Source organism: Achromobacter sp. Root170 (assembly GCF_001428165.1).
Classification (GTDB): domain Bacteria; phylum Pseudomonadota; class Gammaproteobacteria; order Burkholderiales; family Burkholderiaceae_B; genus Achromobacter; species Achromobacter mucicolens.
In genome coordinates this window covers 293345-307390 of record NZ_LMHN01000012.1, presented here as the reverse complement: position 1 = coordinate 307390, position 14046 = coordinate 293345, and the positions used below count along the sequence as shown (strand labels likewise).

Genomic DNA, 14046 nt, shown 5'->3' with positions numbered 1-14046 from the left:
AAAACGCCGCTACATCTTCACCACATCCACGCCCTTGGGCGCGGTGAACTGGAATTCCTTGGCGGGCAGTTGGGGGTTGGGCTGGATGGCCGACAGGTCGACGCGGGTGGTCTGGCCGAACGAGTCGAGCAGTTCCACGCGCACCGGCAGGTTGTTCTTCATGCCGATGTCCACGCGCGAGAAACCGGCGTCGGCCGTGCGCGGCTTGGCGCGCAGCCAGTCCACGCCGTCCTTGGCCGGCAGTGCGCTGACGTCGAAGGACTGTTCCAGCGAGCCCGAGCCGAAAAGAATGGCCGCGGGCGACGTGCCGATGGCGGCGTCGACCTTGCGTTCCGTGACCTGGGCCAGATCGGGGTCGAACTGGAAGACCTGGCGGCCGTCGGAGATGACCAGTTGCTCGTAGGGCTTTTGCACGGCCCATTTGAATTTACCGGGGCGCTGGAACGAGAATACGCCGGTCTGCGCGGGCTGGGTGCGGCCCTGGTCGTTGACGGTGTACTGCGAAAACGACCCGGTGGCCGCCGTGACCGTGGACACGAAGTTGCGCAATTGCTCTTGCGCACTGGCGGCCAGCGCCAGGGCGGGGACCAGGGCCGGAGTCAGGCCCAGCACCGCAACGGCGGCCAGGCGTTGAAACGTCTTCATCATGCTTCCTCTCGTGCGGCGGCTGCGGGAACCAGGATCTCGCGGTTCCCGTTGGATTGCATCGCCGACACCATACCCGATTGCTCCATCTGCTCGAGTAACCGGGCCGCACGGTTGTAACCAATCCGCAGATGACGCTGCACCAGCGAAATGGACGCGCGGCGGTGCTTGAGCACGACTTCGCAGGCCTGGTCGTACATCGGGTCGGATTCCGCGTCCCCGCCGATGCCCGTGACGCTGCTGGCGCCTTCAGCCCCGTCGCCGTCCAGCCCGCCTTCCAGGAGGCCCTCGACGTAGTTGGGTTCGCCCTGCGACTTCAGGCTTTCGACCACGCGATGGACTTCGTCGTCGCTGCAGAACGCCCCGTGCACGCGCACCGGCAGGCCGGTGCCGGGCGGCATGTAAAGCATGTCGCCCTGGCCGAGCAGGGTTTCCGCGCCCATCTGGTCAAGAATGGTGCGCGAGTCGATCTTGGACGACACCTGGAACGCGATACGCGTGGGGATGTTGGCCTTGATGAGGCCAGTGATGACATCCACGCTGGGACGCTGCGTGGCCAGGATGAGGTGGATGCCCGCCGCCCGCGCCTTCTGCGCCAGCCGGGCGATGAGTTCTTCGATCTTCTTGCCCACGACCATCATCAGGTCGGCCAGCTCGTCGATGACGACCACGATGGTGGGCAGCGGCGACAGGGGCTCGGGCTGATCGGGCGTGAGCGAGAACGGATTGGGGATCGGTTCCTCGCGCTTGATCGCGTCGCGGATCTTGGTGTTGTAGCCGGCCAGGTTGCGCACGCCCATCTTGCTCATGAGGCGATAACGCTTTTCCATTTCGCCCACGCACCAGTTCAGCGCGTTGGACGCCTGGCGCATGTCGGTGACCACCGGCGCCAGCAGGTGCGGGATGCCTTCGTAGACGCTCATTTCGAGCATCTTGGGGTCGATCAGGATCAGGCGGGTATGCGAGGCGTCGGCCTTGTAGAGCAGCGACAGGATCATGGCGTTGATCCCGACCGACTTGCCCGAACCGGTGGTGCCCGCCACCAGCAGGTGGGGCATCTTGGCCAGGTCGGCCACCACCGGGTTGCCGGCGATGTCCTTGCCCAACGCCATGGTCACGACCGAATGGCTGGCGTGGTAGGTCTGCGAACCCAGGATTTCGGACAGGCGCACCATCTGACGGCGCGGGTTGGGCAGCTCCAGCCCCATCAGGTTCTTGCCCGGTATGGTTTCGACCACCCGGATGCTGACCAGGCTGAGCGCGCGCGCCAGGTCCTTGGCCAGGTTGACGATCTGGCTGCCCTTCACGCCGGTGGCCGGCTCGATTTCGTAGCGGGTGATGACAGGGCCGGCCTGCGCCGCGACCACGGTGACCGACACGCCAAAGTCGGCCAGTTTCTTTTCGATCAGGCGAGAGGTGAATTCGATGGTCTCGGCCGACACGGTTTCCTGGTTGTTCAGGGGCGGGTCGAGCAGGCCAAGGGTGGGCAGATCGCCTTCGGCGCCGCCGGTGGGCGGGAAGAACAGGGATTGCTGCTTTTCCTTTTCGACGCGCTCGGACTTGGGCACCACGGTGATGGCCGGTTCGATGCGGACCGGCTGCTCGTGCACCAGTTTTTCCTGCTTGGCCACCACCTGTTCGGTGCGCACGGCCTTGGCGACTTCGCCGACCTTGCGGTCCTGGCGCGCGGTGTAGGAATTGCGCATCTTGCGGACCAGGCCTTCCAGCCAGGAACCGACGCGCTCGGCGACCGCCAGCCACGAAAACGAGAAGAACAGGCTGAGTCCGATGGCCAGCATGACCAGGAAGGCCAGCGTGGCGCCGGTGAAGCCGATGCTGCTGCCGATGAGGCCCGCCAGCATCTGGCCGATGACGCCGCCCGCGCCGCTTGCCGTTTCCGATGCGCCGGGCAGGTGCGTGCCGCGGCTGGCCAGGCGCAGGGCTTCCATGCCCAGCGAGCCCGTCATCAGCAGGAAAAAGCCAATGCCCTCTTCCCAGTGGACGCGCGGCAGTACTTCGGGTTGCTTGCTGTTGGCCACGCGCAACTGCGCGGCCAGGCGCCGGTAGCCAGCCCGCACGCGATGCAGCAGCAGGACGACCCACCACCAGGCGGAGAAACCAAAGAGATAGAGGAGGATGTCCGCCAGGTAGGCGCCCAGGCGTCCGCCCTGGTTGCGCACGACATCGCCTGGGACCGAGTGCGACCAGCCAGGGTCGGACGCGCTCCAGGTGGCGAGCACCAGGGTAAGCCAGGCCGCCAGGGCGGCAAAGAGGATCCAGCGGGCTTCACGCAACAACGCGGAAATGCGCGTTTGCAGCGGCGAGGGTCCGTTGCGGGTGTTGCGCGAGGCGCGCGGAGAAGCAGTCGAGATACGCGGCATGCGGCTCATTATAATTGGGCGTTACCCTAAAGATACCTGCCCATGTCCACGCCTACGCACGCTAAAGTTTTGATACTCGGTTCCGGCCCCGCCGGTTACACGGCGGCCGTCTATGCGGCACGCGCCAATCTTAACCCTGTTCTTGTTACAGGTTTGGCCCAAGGCGGCCAGCTCATGACCACCACGGACGTCGACAATTGGCCGGCCGACGCGGATGGCGTGCAGGGTCCGGACCTGATGCAGCGCTTCCAGAAGCACGCTGAACGCTTCAACACGGAAATGCTGTTCGACCACATCGCCAAGGTCGACCTCTCCAAGCGCCCCTTCACCCTGACCGGCGACACCGGCAAGGTCTACACCTGCGACGCGCTCATCATCGCCACGGGCGCCTCGGCCAAGTACCTGGGCCTGCCGTCCGAGCAGTCCTTCATGGGCCGCGGCGTCTCCGGCTGCGCCACCTGCGACGGTTTCTTCTACCGCAACCAGGACGTGGTGGTGGTCGGCGGCGGCAATACCGCTGTCGAGGAAGCCCTCTACCTGTCCAACATCTGCCGCAAGGTCACGCTGATCCACCGCCGCGACAAGTTCCGCGCCGAGCCGATCCTGGTCGACAAGCTGATGAGCAAGGTCGAAAACGGCAACATGGAACTCAAGCTGTTCCACACGCTGGAAGAAGTGCTGGGCGACGACAGCGGCGTGACCGGCGTGCGTGTTCGCCACGTGGACACCGGCGCCACCGAAGACATGGCCGTCACGGGCGCCTTCATCGCCATCGGTCACCAGCCCAACACGGAAATCTTCCAGGGCCAGCTCGAGATGAAGGACGGCTACATCGTCACCAAGAGCGGCCTGTCCGGCATGGCCACCATGACCTCGGTGCCCGGCGTGTTTGCCGCCGGCGACGTGCAGGACCACGTCTACCGCCAGGCCATCACCAGCGCCGGCACGGGCTGCATGGCCGCCCTGGACGCCCAACGGTGGCTGGAGAATGCGGGGCAGTAAGGTCGGCATGGCCGACCTGAAACGCCTGAAGAAGGACCTGCAGGAAGAACGCGAACGCGCCGCCCTTGCCCCGCAACGGGCGGCGGCGGCGGCCGCGCGCCCCGCGTCGCCCCCCGAGGACGACCTGGCGGCGTTCAAGCGCTCGATGAAGTCCGTCACGCCGATCCGGCACGCGCAACGCGTCGAGCACAAGCCCGCCCCCGAACCCGCGCCCGCCCTGCGCCGCGCCAACGCGCTGGGCGAAACGCCCAACCGCGCCGACGCGGGCGTCTCGGACGGCGGCGAGATCACGCACCTGCTGTCCGAAGGCGGCACCGCCTTCGTCCGTGGCGACGTGGCGCCCGACACCGCGCGCAATTTGCGCCGCGGCCAATGGCGCGCCGGCGCGGAACTCGATCTGCACGGGCTGCGCGTCGAGCAGGCGCGCCATGCCCTGCTGTCGTTCCTGGACGAGTGCCAGGAACACGGCATCCGCTGCGTGCGCATCGTGCACGGCAAGGGCTACAACTCGGAAGGCCTGGAGCCGGTGCTGAAAGACAAGGCCCGGACGTGGCTGGTCCAGAAGGCCGACGTCATGGCATTCTCCGAGGCCCCCGAGCGCGAAGGCGGCGCGGGCGCCCTGTTGGTGCTGCTGCGCCAGTCCGAGGGGCCGCGCAAATGAAGTGGCTTTACCTGGCGGTGGCGATCGTCGCAGAGATCTTCGCCACCAGCGCCCTCAAGGGCTCCGAAGGTTTCACGCGGCTGGTGCCGTCGGTCATCACCGTCTTCGGCTACCTGATTTCGTTCTACTTCCTGTCGCTGACGCTGCGCGAGATTCCCGTGGGCATCGCCTACGCGATCTGGTCCGGCGTCGGCATCGTGCTGATCTCCATCGTGGGCGCGGTGCTGTTCAAGCAGCACCTGGACACACCCGCGCTCATCGGCATCGGCCTCATCATCGCCGGCGTGGTGGTGATGAACGTCTTCTCCAAATCCGTCTCGCATTGACGACGTTCTCCGCAGTTCGGATACAAGGCCTGGGGACGCGGGGCATCCTGGCGCAGACCTTGCTACGCGTCGCCCTTGCGGCAATCCTGTGCCTGGGTTGGCTGTTCGCCGCCTGCGCATCGGCCCAGGGCTTTGACCGCGCCGCCGAGCTCAAGCGCTACCGGGCCTGGTACACGGTCTTCTCAGAGGACATGGACCGGCTGGCCGCGGCGTCCGGCCCGCTGACGGAAGCGCAGTTCGATGCGCTGTTTGAAAAGTCGGTCGTGCCCGGCTCGCGCGCGGCCGGCTTCCTGCGTGAAACCTTCGCGCGCCGAACCGGCGATGGCACGTACCGCCCGCGATACGGCCCCCGCCCCGTATTCATGGGTGTGCTGGCCAGCGGCATTCCCGCGGGCCAGGGCGGCCGCTATCCAGAATCTGATGCCGCGTTCCAAGACAAGGACCTGTCGGTCTGGTACCTGCACGTGGACGTGGGCGACATGACCAACACGTACCTGCTGTCGTCTGGCGCCTTCACCCCCTACCGGCTGCCGCCCGCGGGCACGTTCGAGCGCCGCGCCTACCCGTTCCTGCTGATGGACACCCGAGACGGGGCGTTGCGGCTGGGCGGCGTCAGCGCCGAACTCTGGGGCCTCGTTGCGTGGCTGCACAATGCCGCAAACTAAGCCCGTGTTGCGCCTGTACGCGATGGCCGCGATGTCCGCTGCGCCCGGCCTTGCACTGGCCCTGTGCCAGCCGCTCGCCGCGAACGAACGTCTGACCGTTGTGGCCGACGTGCGGCTCGACGACACCCACACGCTGCTGGCCAAGGACGGCTCACGCATCCGCAGCTGGCTGCCCGCCGTCCAGGTGCCCGACGGACCGCGCGCCACGCCCGTCATCTGGGCCGAAAACGTCGACTGGTCGGTCTATGCGGCCGATCCCCGCGCGCGCATTGGCGCCACGATGCTGCGATTCGAGCAAGGCCAGGACGCCCGCCCGCATCTTTGCGGCATTGCTCAGTACAGCCCGAACACCGTGGACGAGGTCCGCGCCAAGCCCGCGCCCGCCCTGCCGCCGCCAGAAAGCGAGACCCGCTTTCGCTACGACGCATCTGGCCGGCTGATCGGCTACGAGGTGCGGTCGCGCACCTGGGACGGCCGCGCGAATCGGCCCGTCCGGCGTTGCCTGCGCTATGACGCCAACGGCTGGCTCGCCGAATTGGCCGACGGTAGGTGCGACGGCGCCTCCCGTCCGCAGGTGCGCTATGTGCATGACGCGGCCGGCCGCCTGTTGCGGACCGTCCGCCACGCGCCTGAAACCGGTGAAGCAAACGAGGTCATCGTGCATGACGCCGCAGGCGGGATCGCCCAGCGCTATCTGCGGCCGGTCCTGCAAAGCGAAAATGGGCGCGACGCGCAGGCGGGATTGCCATACCGCGCCGTCGCGGGCGAACACCCGGTTCTGGTGCTGCCCGGCCCCGGCTGGCAGCCGCCCGCCCTGGAGTCCTACCACTACGACTGGGCCATCGTGCAGCCGCGCGGCGACGCCAGCGTTTACGAGGCCAAGCGCGATCCCAAGTCCGTGCTGGCCAGGGGAAACAGCGGCGAAAATGGACGCTTCGACATGAGCGCGGACGTCCGCCGGCGCGTGTGGGCGGCGGCGGGCCGCGCGCCTGGTGGCGTGCAGTGGTTGTGGGCGCCGGGGCAGGTGCTTACGCTGTTGCAGGCCATGCCCGGCACCGCGTGGGCCGCCTGCGCCGACCCCCAGGACCGCCGGCCGGCAGCCTGCCCTGCTCCCTAGCTGTTGTCCGGCCGCGGATGCCGCGCATCCGGATTGCGCAGGTAATCGACCAGCGCCAGCGTGGCCCGGTCGGGCGGCGGGGTCAGCAGCGACACCACGAAGATCGTCAGGAACGCCACCGGGGCGCCGAATACGCCCGCCGCGATGGGCTGAATGCCCCACCACAGGTCCACCGGCTGCGTGCGCGCGATGCCCAGCACCGATTCCCGCAGCCACGGGTGCGTGTGCGTCATGTAGGCAAACGTCGCGGCCAGGCCTGCGGCCATCCCCAGCGTGGCGCCCCATTTGTTGGCGCGCCGCCAGAACACCCCCATGACGAGCGCCGGGAAGAACGACGAGGCCGCGAACGAAAACGCGGCCGACACCATGAACAGGATGTCCGCGGGTTTGCGGGCCGCGACCCACGCCGCGCCAAACGCGACCACCAGCAGCAGGATCTTGGACACCATCACGCGGCGCGCGGCCGACATGCGCGGCGACACGACCCGGTACCACATGTCGTGAGAAAGCGAGTTGGACAGCGTCAGCAGCAATCCGTCGGCCGTGGACAGCGCCGCCGCCAGACCGCCGGCCGCGACCAGCCCGGAGATCACGTAGGGCAAGCCGCCGATTTCGGGCATGGCCAGCACCACCACATCCGCGCCCATGCTGATTTCGCTCAGCTGCACGACGCCATCGCGGTTGATGTCGGTGACGTCGAGCAGGTTGGTGTCGACCGCGCTCCAGGCGTGCACCCAGTTGGGCAGACTGAGGAAGTTCGAGCCCACGACCTGGGTATAGATTTCGAACTTGACCAGCAGCGCCAGCGCGGGCGCCATGAAGTACAGCAGCAGGATGAACAGCAGCGACCAGCACACCGACTTGCGCGCCTCGATGACGGACGGTGTGGTGTATGAGCGCATCAGGATGTGCGGCATGCCGGCGGTGCCCAGCATCAGGCACAGCACCATCGCCAGGAAGTTGATGCGCATGTTGCTGCGTTCCTCGGGGTCCTTGGCCGGGAACGGTTCGGCGTGCGGCGTGGGCGGCGCGGCGCGGGCCTCGAAGGTCGCCTTGGCCTGCGACCACGTGGTGCGTGCATCGTCGACGGTCGGCGGGTAGGCGGCCAGTTCGCGTTCGGCCGACCGGATCTCGACCATGGGCGCGTCGCCCGCGTTCAACTGGGCCAGCCGGCTGCGCAGCTTGTCCTTTTCCAGCGTCCACGATTCGGGCAGCGTCTGCAGGCGGCGCGACATCTCGTCGGCGCGCTGCTGCCAGATCGTGCGCACCTCGATCTCGGACGGATCGTTCTGCAGGTAGACCTCTTTTTCGGTCACCTGCTGCAGCACGGCTCCGCCCGACAGTTGCGGCAACGGCATGTTGGTGTGCTTGACCGACAGCCAGATCACCGGCACGAGGTACGCAATGACCAGGATGATGTATTGCCCGACCTGCGTCCACGTGACCGCGCGCATGCCCCCCAGGAACGAACACACCAGCATGCCGCCCAGCGCAACGAAGATGCCCAGCTCGAATGAAATGCCCGTCATCCGCGTGGTGATGATGCCCACCCCGTAGATCTGGGCGACCAGATACGTGAACGAGCAGAGAACGGCGCAGAAGACCCCGGCCAGGCGCGGCAGGTTGCCGCCGTAACGGGCGCCCATGAAATCGGGAATGGTGTACTGGCCGAAGCGGCGCAGGTAGGGGGCCAGCAGCATCGCCACCAGCACGTACCCGCCCGTCCAGCCCATGATGTAGGCCAGCCCGCCATAGCCGGTCAGATACAGCGTGCCCGCCACGCCGATGAAGGACGCCACCGACATCCAGTCGGCCGCGGTCGCCATGCCGTTGTAGATGGCCGGCACGCGCCGGCCGGCGACGTAGTACTCCACTTGGTCGGAGGTGCGGCAGACAATGCCGATGCCGGCGTACAGGCTGACGGTGACCAAAAGGAATACATAGCCGATCCAGTTGCGCGGCATGCCCAGGATCTCGGCCAGCGCCATCAGCAGGATCATCAGCGCAAAGCCTGCCGTATACAGCACATAGATGCGCCGCAGGCGGATGCGGAACTCCTGGGGGGTGTCTCCCGTGAAAAACGGCATCAGCGCGGCTCCCCGGTTTCGTCGGCGCGCTCATCGGCGCGATTCATGACCCGGGCGTAGACGGCGATGATGATCAGATAGGCCAGCGGGGCGCCATAGGCGGCCATCCAGAAGGCGAAGGGCCAGCCGATGAAGTCGAACGAGAGCCGGCGGGCGAAAAACGAGGGAATGAAGGTCAGCGCCGCCCAGATGGCGAGCAGCAGCAGGATCAGCCGCAGGTTGCGGCGCCAGTAAGGCGTGACGGATGTCCGGGAGGGAGTAAGGCGCGTTTGCGGCATAGCGTGGATGAGCAGGTCCCATCTAAATATCGCCAAACGCAGCGCTTGAAAAGCCCTGAAGCTTGATTTGCCGGCTTTTTATGCGACAACGGCTGGCACTTCCTGGTGCCAGCCGTTGTGCGTTTGCTTTTTTTGAGTACTGCTTTACTTTTTTTATTTACCGGTGCCGCCGGTATTTGCCCATGCAGGGCTTTGTCTCCTCACCTGCATGGGAAGAGATTCTGCACCAGATGCGGGATTGCCACACTAGGGGAATGCCCTAAGACGGAGCATTCATTTACATATTCCTTGCACCATATAAGTGCATTTTGGCTCTGCCGTTCTAAATATTGGGATTTTTCGGCCCAAACCGCCCCGCGCACGGCCTAATTCTTGAGCACTGCTCAGTTCATGAGCATGGCCGATGGCGCCCGGCGTCCGAACCCGTGCACGCCAGGATGCCCGATTCCGGGCACGACAGCCAGAAGCTTGCCAGCCGCTCTTTACACGGCGTTTACACCCCGCCCGCCAAGCTATACCCCGTTTTTACCCCCCGCTCCGTAACCTGCCGGTGTCTTCAATGGTCACCTCGCCTGCCCGGCGCGCATCCGCCTTTTGCCGCGCAGGCCTGTTCGAAGGGAGCAAGCCTCCCGGGGAGAAAAAACGTGGATCTCGTCTATATCGCGCTCTTTGCCGCGATGGCCGGGCTGACCTGGGCGCTCGTCCGGTTCTGCGACGCCTTGTCGGCCGGAGGGCAGTCATGAGCTGGCTCTACTGGCTAAGCGGCCTGACGGCCGCATTCCTGTTCGTGTACCTGCTGGTCGCGCTGTTCAAACCGGAGAAATTCTGATGACCCCCGAATTCGTCGGGCTGCTGGTCTTGTACCTGGCAGTCCTTTTTGCGATCGCGCCCGTCCTGGGCCGCTACATCCGCGTCGCGATGGAAGACGGCCGTTCGCGGCTGACGGCCTGGGGACGGCCGCTCGAGCGCGGCATCTACCGGCTGGCGGGCATCGACCCCAAGGCGGAAATGGGCTGGAAACGCTATGCCGCCGCCGTGCTGGTCTTCAACCTGGTCGGCATCGCCGCCGTCTATGCCCTGCAGCGCGTGCAGGGGCTGCTGCCGCTGAACCCCGCCGGCCTGGGCGCCGTGTCGCCCGATTCCGCCCTGAATACGGCCATCAGCTTCGTCTCGAACACCAACTGGCAGGGGTACGCGGGCGAATCCACAATGAGCTACCTGACGCAGATGCTGGCGCTGACGGTGCAGAATTTCGTATCGGCGGCGACCGGCATCGCCGTGGTTTTCGCGCTGATCCGCGGGCTCGCCCGGCACTGCTCGGCCACCGTGGGCAACTTCTGGGCCGACATGGTCCGCTGCACGCTGTATGTGCTGTTGCCGCTGTCGCTCGTGCTGGCGATGGCACTGGTCAGCCAGGGCGTGATCCAGAACTTCAACCCCTACCAGGCCGTGCAGACGGTCGAGACCGTGCACTACGACCAGCCCCGCGTGGACGCGCAAGGCCAGCCCGTGCTGGACGCGGCCGGCGCGCCGGTCACCGACCCGGCCACCACGCGCACGCAGACCCTCGCCATGGGGCCGGTCGCGTCCCAGGAAGCGATCAAGCTGCTGGGCACCAACGGCGGCGGCTTCTTCAACGCCAATTCGGCGCACCCCTTCGAAAACGCCACGCCGCTATCGAACTTCCTGCAGATGCTGGCCATCCTGGCGATACCCGCCGCGCTGTGCTTTACCTTCGGCGAGATGGTGGGCAGCCGGCGCCAGGGCATCGCCATCCTGGCCGCGATGACGGCGCTATTCGCCGTCTTTGCGCTGTCCGCCGCGTATTTCGAACAGCAGCCCAATCCGATGGCCGAGCAAGCTGGCGCCGCGACGTTCGGCGGCAACATGGAAGGCAAGGAGACGCGCTTCGGCATCGCGGCCACGTCGCTATTTGCCACGGTCACCACGGCGGCGTCCTGCGGCGCGGTGAACGGCATGCACGATTCGTTCTCCGCGATGGGCGGCCTGTCGCCGATGCTGCTCATGCAGCTGGGCGAAGTCGTATTCGGCGGTGTGGGCTCCGGCCTGTACGGCATGCTGGCCTTTGCCATCCTGGGCGTCTTCATCGCCGGACTGATGATCGGGCGCACGCCCGAGTACCTGGGCAAGAAGATCGAGGCCTTCGACATGAAGATGGTTTCCATCGTCATCCTGGCCACGCCGCTGCTGGTGCTGGGCGGCACGGCGCTGGCCGTGTCCGTGGCGGCGGGCCAGGCCGGCGTGCTCAATCCCGGCATCCACGGATTCTCGGAGATCCTGTACGCGCTCTCGTCGGCCGGCAACAACAACGGCAGCGCCTTCGCGGGGCTGTCAGCCAACACGCCCTTCTACAACGTCCTGTTGGGGATCGCGATGTGGTTCGGCCGGTTCGCCGTGATCGTCGCGGTGCTGGCCATGGCCGGCTCGCTGGCGGCCAAGCGCCGGCTGCCCGCCGGCCCCGGCAGCATGCCGACCACCGGCCCGCTTTTCGTGACGCTCTTGATCGGCGCCGTGCTGCTGGTCGGCGCCCTTACCTATGTGCCCGCGCTGGCTCTCGGCCCGGTCGCGGAACACCTGCAACCCTGATGCAAGAAGGCTAGGAAAGAACATGGCCAAGATTGAAATGCAAACCGTCGGATCTGACGGCAGTACAGCCGCCCGCGCGTCCGTGCCCGGCGAACCGGGTCAACCGAACGCGGGCAAGCAGAGCGCGGCGCGGACTGACGCGGCCCGACCTGACGCGACCCGACCCTTTGGCCTCTGGTCGCGGGCGCTGGTGGGTCCCGCGCTTCTGGACAGCCTGCGCAAGCTGTCGCCCGCCGCGCAGGTCAAGAACCCCGTGATGTTCGTGGTCTACGTGTGCAGCCTGCTCACCACGGTCCTGTGGATCATGGCCCTCGGCGGCCAGGCCGAGGCGCCGGCGGGATTCATTCTGGGCATCGCCGTGTGGCTGTGGTTCACCGTGCTGTTCGCCAACTTCGCCGAGGCGCTGGCCGAAGGCCGGGGCAAGCAGCAGGCGGCCACGCTGCGCGGCCTGCGCACCACCATCGACGCGCACCTGCTCAAGGGCTTTCGCGACGACGACGCGTTGGATGCGGACCCGGCGCACTGGCGCGGCCAGGCCGTCAACCAGCCATCGGGCCTGCTGCGCCGCGGCGATGTCGTGCTGGTCGAAGCCGGCGACACGGTGCCCGGCGACGGCCAGGTCATCGCCGGCGTGGCCTCCGTCGACGAAAGCGCCATCACGGGCGAGTCCGCGCCCGTCATCCGCGAGTCGGGCGGGGATTTCTCGTCCGTCACCGGCGGCACGCGCGTGCTGTCGGACTGGATCTTCGTGCGCATCGCCGCCGATCCCGGCGAGAGCTTCCTGGATCGCATGATCTCGATGGTCGAAGGGGCCCGGCGCCAGAAGACGCCCAACGAGCTGGCGCTGACCATCCTGCTGGTGGGACTGACCGTGGTGTTCCTGCTGGTCGTCGTCACGCTGATGCCCTTCTCGCTCTACGCCGTCGCGGCGGCGGGCGGCGGCGCGGCGGTCACGGTGACCGTGCTGGTGGCGTTGCTGGTCTGCCTGATACCCACCACCATCGGCGGCCTGCTGTCGGCCATCGGCGTGGCGGGCATGAGCCGCATGATGAGCGCCAACGTGATCGCAACGTCCGGCCGCGCGGTCGAAGCCGCGGGCGACGTCGACGTGCTGCTTCTGGACAAGACCGGCACCATCACCTTCGGCAACCGCCAGGCGTCCACCTTCCTGCCGGCGCCCGGCGTGTCCGCACGCGAACTCGCGGACGCCGCGCGCCTGGCCTCGCTGGCCGACGAAACGCCGGAAGGCCGCAGCATCGTGGCCTTGGCGGACAAGGCCATCCATGCGCCCGCGCCGCGCATCGCGGGCATCGAGTTCGTGCCGTTCACCGCGCAATCGCGCATGAGCGGCGCGGACCTCGGCGAGCGCAGGATCCGCAAGGGCGCGGTCGACGCGATCCAGGCCTGGCTGGCCGCGCAGGACGCCACGGTGCCCGCCGAGGCGCTGCGCCTGGCCGAAGACGTGGCGCGGCGCGGCAGCACGCCGCTGATGGTCAGTGACGGTAACCGCGCATTGGGGGTGGTCGAGCTCAAGGACATCGTCAAGCCCGGCATCCAGTCGCGCTTTGCCGAATTGCGCCGCATGGGCATCAAGACCGTGATGATCACCGGCGACAACAAGCTGACCGCCGCCTCCATCGCGGCGGAAGCCGGCGTCGACGACTTTCTGGCCGAAGCCACACCCGAGGCCAAGCTCAAGCTTATCCGCGACTACCAGTCGCAAGGCCGCCTGGTCGCCATGACGGGCGACGGCACCAACGACGCGCCCGCGCTCGCGCAGGCCGATGTGGCGGTGGCGATGAATTCGGGGACCCAGGCCGCCAAGGAGGCCGGCAACATGGTGGACCTGGATTCCAACCCGACCAAGCTCATCGAGATCGTCGAGATCGGCAAGCAGATGCTGATGACGCGCGGCGCGCTCACCACGTTCAGCGTGGCCAACGACGTGGCCAAGTACTTCGCCATCATCCCGGCCGCCTTCGCCACCGTCTATCCGCAGCTCGGCGTGCTGAACATCATGGACCTGGCGACGCCGTCCTCGGCCATCCTGTCGGCCGTGATCTTCAACGCGCTGATCATCGTGGTGCTGATCCCGCTGGCCTTGAAGGGCGTGCGCTACCGCCCGCTGGGCGCCTTGGTGCTCCTGCGTCGCAACCTTCTCATCTATGGCCTGGGCGGGCTCATCGTGCCGTTTGCCGGCATCAAGCTCATCGACATGGTGCTGGCCGCGCTGGGCTGGGCGTGACGGCCGCCGTCATCCCTGCCACTGCCTTGCAA

General features: G+C 67.0%; 12 protein-coding genes. 8 read left to right on the top strand and 4 right to left on the bottom strand.

Features of this window, described 5'->3' with window-relative positions; genetic code table 11:
* Positions 1-9: 9 nt before the first annotated feature.
* Together lolA and ASD87_RS11630 are read right to left on the bottom strand one after the other, a co-directional pair.
* Complete coding sequence (lolA, locus tag ASD87_RS11635) at positions 10-645, bottom strand: outer membrane lipoprotein chaperone LolA (protein ID WP_056321362.1); 636 nt, start codon at positions 643-645, stop codon at positions 10-12.
* Positions 645-3026 (bottom strand): DNA translocase FtsK, encoded by a 2382-nt coding sequence (locus ASD87_RS11630; RefSeq protein WP_156403413.1) that lies wholly within the window; start codon positions 3024-3026, stop codon positions 645-647. Before ASD87_RS11630 ends, lolA begins: the two co-directional genes overlap by 1 nt.
* A gap of 42 nt (positions 3027-3068) precedes the next feature.
* Between ASD87_RS11630 and trxB the strand changes: the two genes are divergently transcribed.
* The 5 genes from trxB to ASD87_RS11605 are packed head-to-tail and all read left to right on the top strand — an operon-like array spanning position 3069 to position 6797.
* Positions 3069-4028, top strand: coding sequence for a thioredoxin-disulfide reductase (trxB, locus tag ASD87_RS11625; protein ID WP_056321357.1), 960 nt, complete (start codon positions 3069-3071; stop codon positions 4026-4028).
* Entirely contained in the window at positions 4015-4689 is a 675-nt protein-coding gene (locus tag ASD87_RS11620) for a Smr/MutS family protein (protein ID WP_056321354.1), read from the top strand. Before trxB ends, ASD87_RS11620 begins: the two co-directional genes overlap by 14 nt.
* Positions 4686-5015: a multidrug efflux SMR transporter gene (locus ASD87_RS11615; protein ID WP_056321352.1), complete on the top strand. Its 330-nt coding sequence runs from the start codon at positions 4686-4688 to the stop codon at positions 5013-5015. Before ASD87_RS11620 ends, ASD87_RS11615 begins: the two co-directional genes overlap by 4 nt.
* A gap of 59 nt (positions 5016-5074) precedes the next feature.
* On the top strand, positions 5075-5680 hold the full coding sequence (locus ASD87_RS11610; protein WP_235512689.1) for a hypothetical protein: 606 nt from the start codon (positions 5075-5077) through the stop codon (positions 5678-5680).
* Complete coding sequence (locus ASD87_RS11605) at positions 5667-6797, top strand: hypothetical protein (protein WP_056321349.1); 1131 nt, start codon at positions 5667-5669, stop codon at positions 6795-6797. Before ASD87_RS11610 ends, ASD87_RS11605 begins: the two co-directional genes overlap by 14 nt.
* On the opposite strand, the gene ASD87_RS11600 is transcribed toward ASD87_RS11605, so the two are convergent.
* Both ASD87_RS11600 and ASD87_RS11595 read right to left on the bottom strand, forming a co-directional pair.
* Positions 6794-8884, bottom strand: a complete 2091-nt coding sequence (locus ASD87_RS11600) for a sodium:solute symporter family protein (RefSeq protein ID WP_056321346.1) — start codon at positions 8882-8884, stop codon at positions 6794-6796. The genes ASD87_RS11605 and ASD87_RS11600 overlap by 4 nt on opposite strands.
* Positions 8884-9162, bottom strand: a complete 279-nt coding sequence (locus ASD87_RS11595; protein WP_056321343.1) for a DUF4212 domain-containing protein — start codon at positions 9160-9162, stop codon at positions 8884-8886. The genes ASD87_RS11600 and ASD87_RS11595 overlap by 1 nt, the downstream gene beginning before the upstream one ends.
* A 739-nt stretch (positions 9163-9901) precedes the next feature.
* Here ASD87_RS11595 and kdpF point away from each other — a divergent pair.
* Genes kdpF through kdpB form a run of 3 tightly spaced genes read left to right on the top strand, consistent with a single transcriptional unit; the run spans position 9902 to position 14014 of the window.
* Positions 9902-9991, top strand: a complete 90-nt coding sequence (gene kdpF / locus ASD87_RS11590) for a K(+)-transporting ATPase subunit F (protein WP_056321339.1) — start codon at positions 9902-9904, stop codon at positions 9989-9991.
* Positions 9991-11769 carry a potassium-transporting ATPase subunit KdpA gene (gene kdpA, locus ASD87_RS11585; protein WP_056321336.1) on the top strand — a complete coding sequence of 593 codons (1779 nt, stop codon included), beginning with the start codon at positions 9991-9993 and terminating at the stop codon, positions 11767-11769. Before kdpF ends, kdpA begins: the two co-directional genes overlap by 1 nt.
* Positions 11770-11806: 37 nt before the next feature.
* Positions 11807-14014, top strand: a complete 2208-nt coding sequence (gene kdpB, locus ASD87_RS11580; RefSeq protein ID WP_369818536.1) for a potassium-transporting ATPase subunit KdpB — start codon at positions 11807-11809, stop codon at positions 14012-14014.
* Positions 14015-14046 lie beyond the last annotated feature (32 nt).

Bases quoted from the DNA above. Each gene is read 5' to 3' on its own strand.
- lolA (WP_056321362.1), bottom strand. From the start codon at position 645: ATGAAGACGTTTCAACGCCTGGCCGCCGTTGCGGTGCTGGGCCTGACT.
- ASD87_RS11630 (WP_156403413.1), bottom strand. From the start codon at position 3,026: ATGCCGCGTATCTCGACTGCTTCTCCGCGCGCCTCGCGCAACACCCGC.
- trxB (WP_056321357.1), top strand. From the start codon at position 3,069: ATGTCCACGCCTACGCACGCTAAAGTTTTGATACTCGGTTCCGGCCCC.
- ASD87_RS11620 (WP_056321354.1), top strand. From the start codon at position 4,015: ATGCGGGGCAGTAAGGTCGGCATGGCCGACCTGAAACGCCTGAAGAAG.
- ASD87_RS11615 (WP_056321352.1), top strand. From the start codon at position 4,686: ATGAAGTGGCTTTACCTGGCGGTGGCGATCGTCGCAGAGATCTTCGCC.
- ASD87_RS11605 (WP_056321349.1), top strand. From the start codon at position 5,667: ATGCCGCAAACTAAGCCCGTGTTGCGCCTGTACGCGATGGCCGCGATG.
- ASD87_RS11600 (WP_056321346.1), bottom strand. From the start codon at position 8,884: ATGCCGTTTTTCACGGGAGACACCCCCCAGGAGTTCCGCATCCGCCTG.
- ASD87_RS11595 (WP_056321343.1), bottom strand. From the start codon at position 9,162: ATGCCGCAAACGCGCCTTACTCCCTCCCGGACATCCGTCACGCCTTAC.
- kdpF (WP_056321339.1), top strand. From the start codon at position 9,902: ATGAGCTGGCTCTACTGGCTAAGCGGCCTGACGGCCGCATTCCTGTTC.
- kdpA (WP_056321336.1), top strand. From the start codon at position 9,991: ATGACCCCCGAATTCGTCGGGCTGCTGGTCTTGTACCTGGCAGTCCTT.
- kdpB (WP_369818536.1), top strand. From the start codon at position 11,807: ATGCAAACCGTCGGATCTGACGGCAGTACAGCCGCCCGCGCGTCCGTG.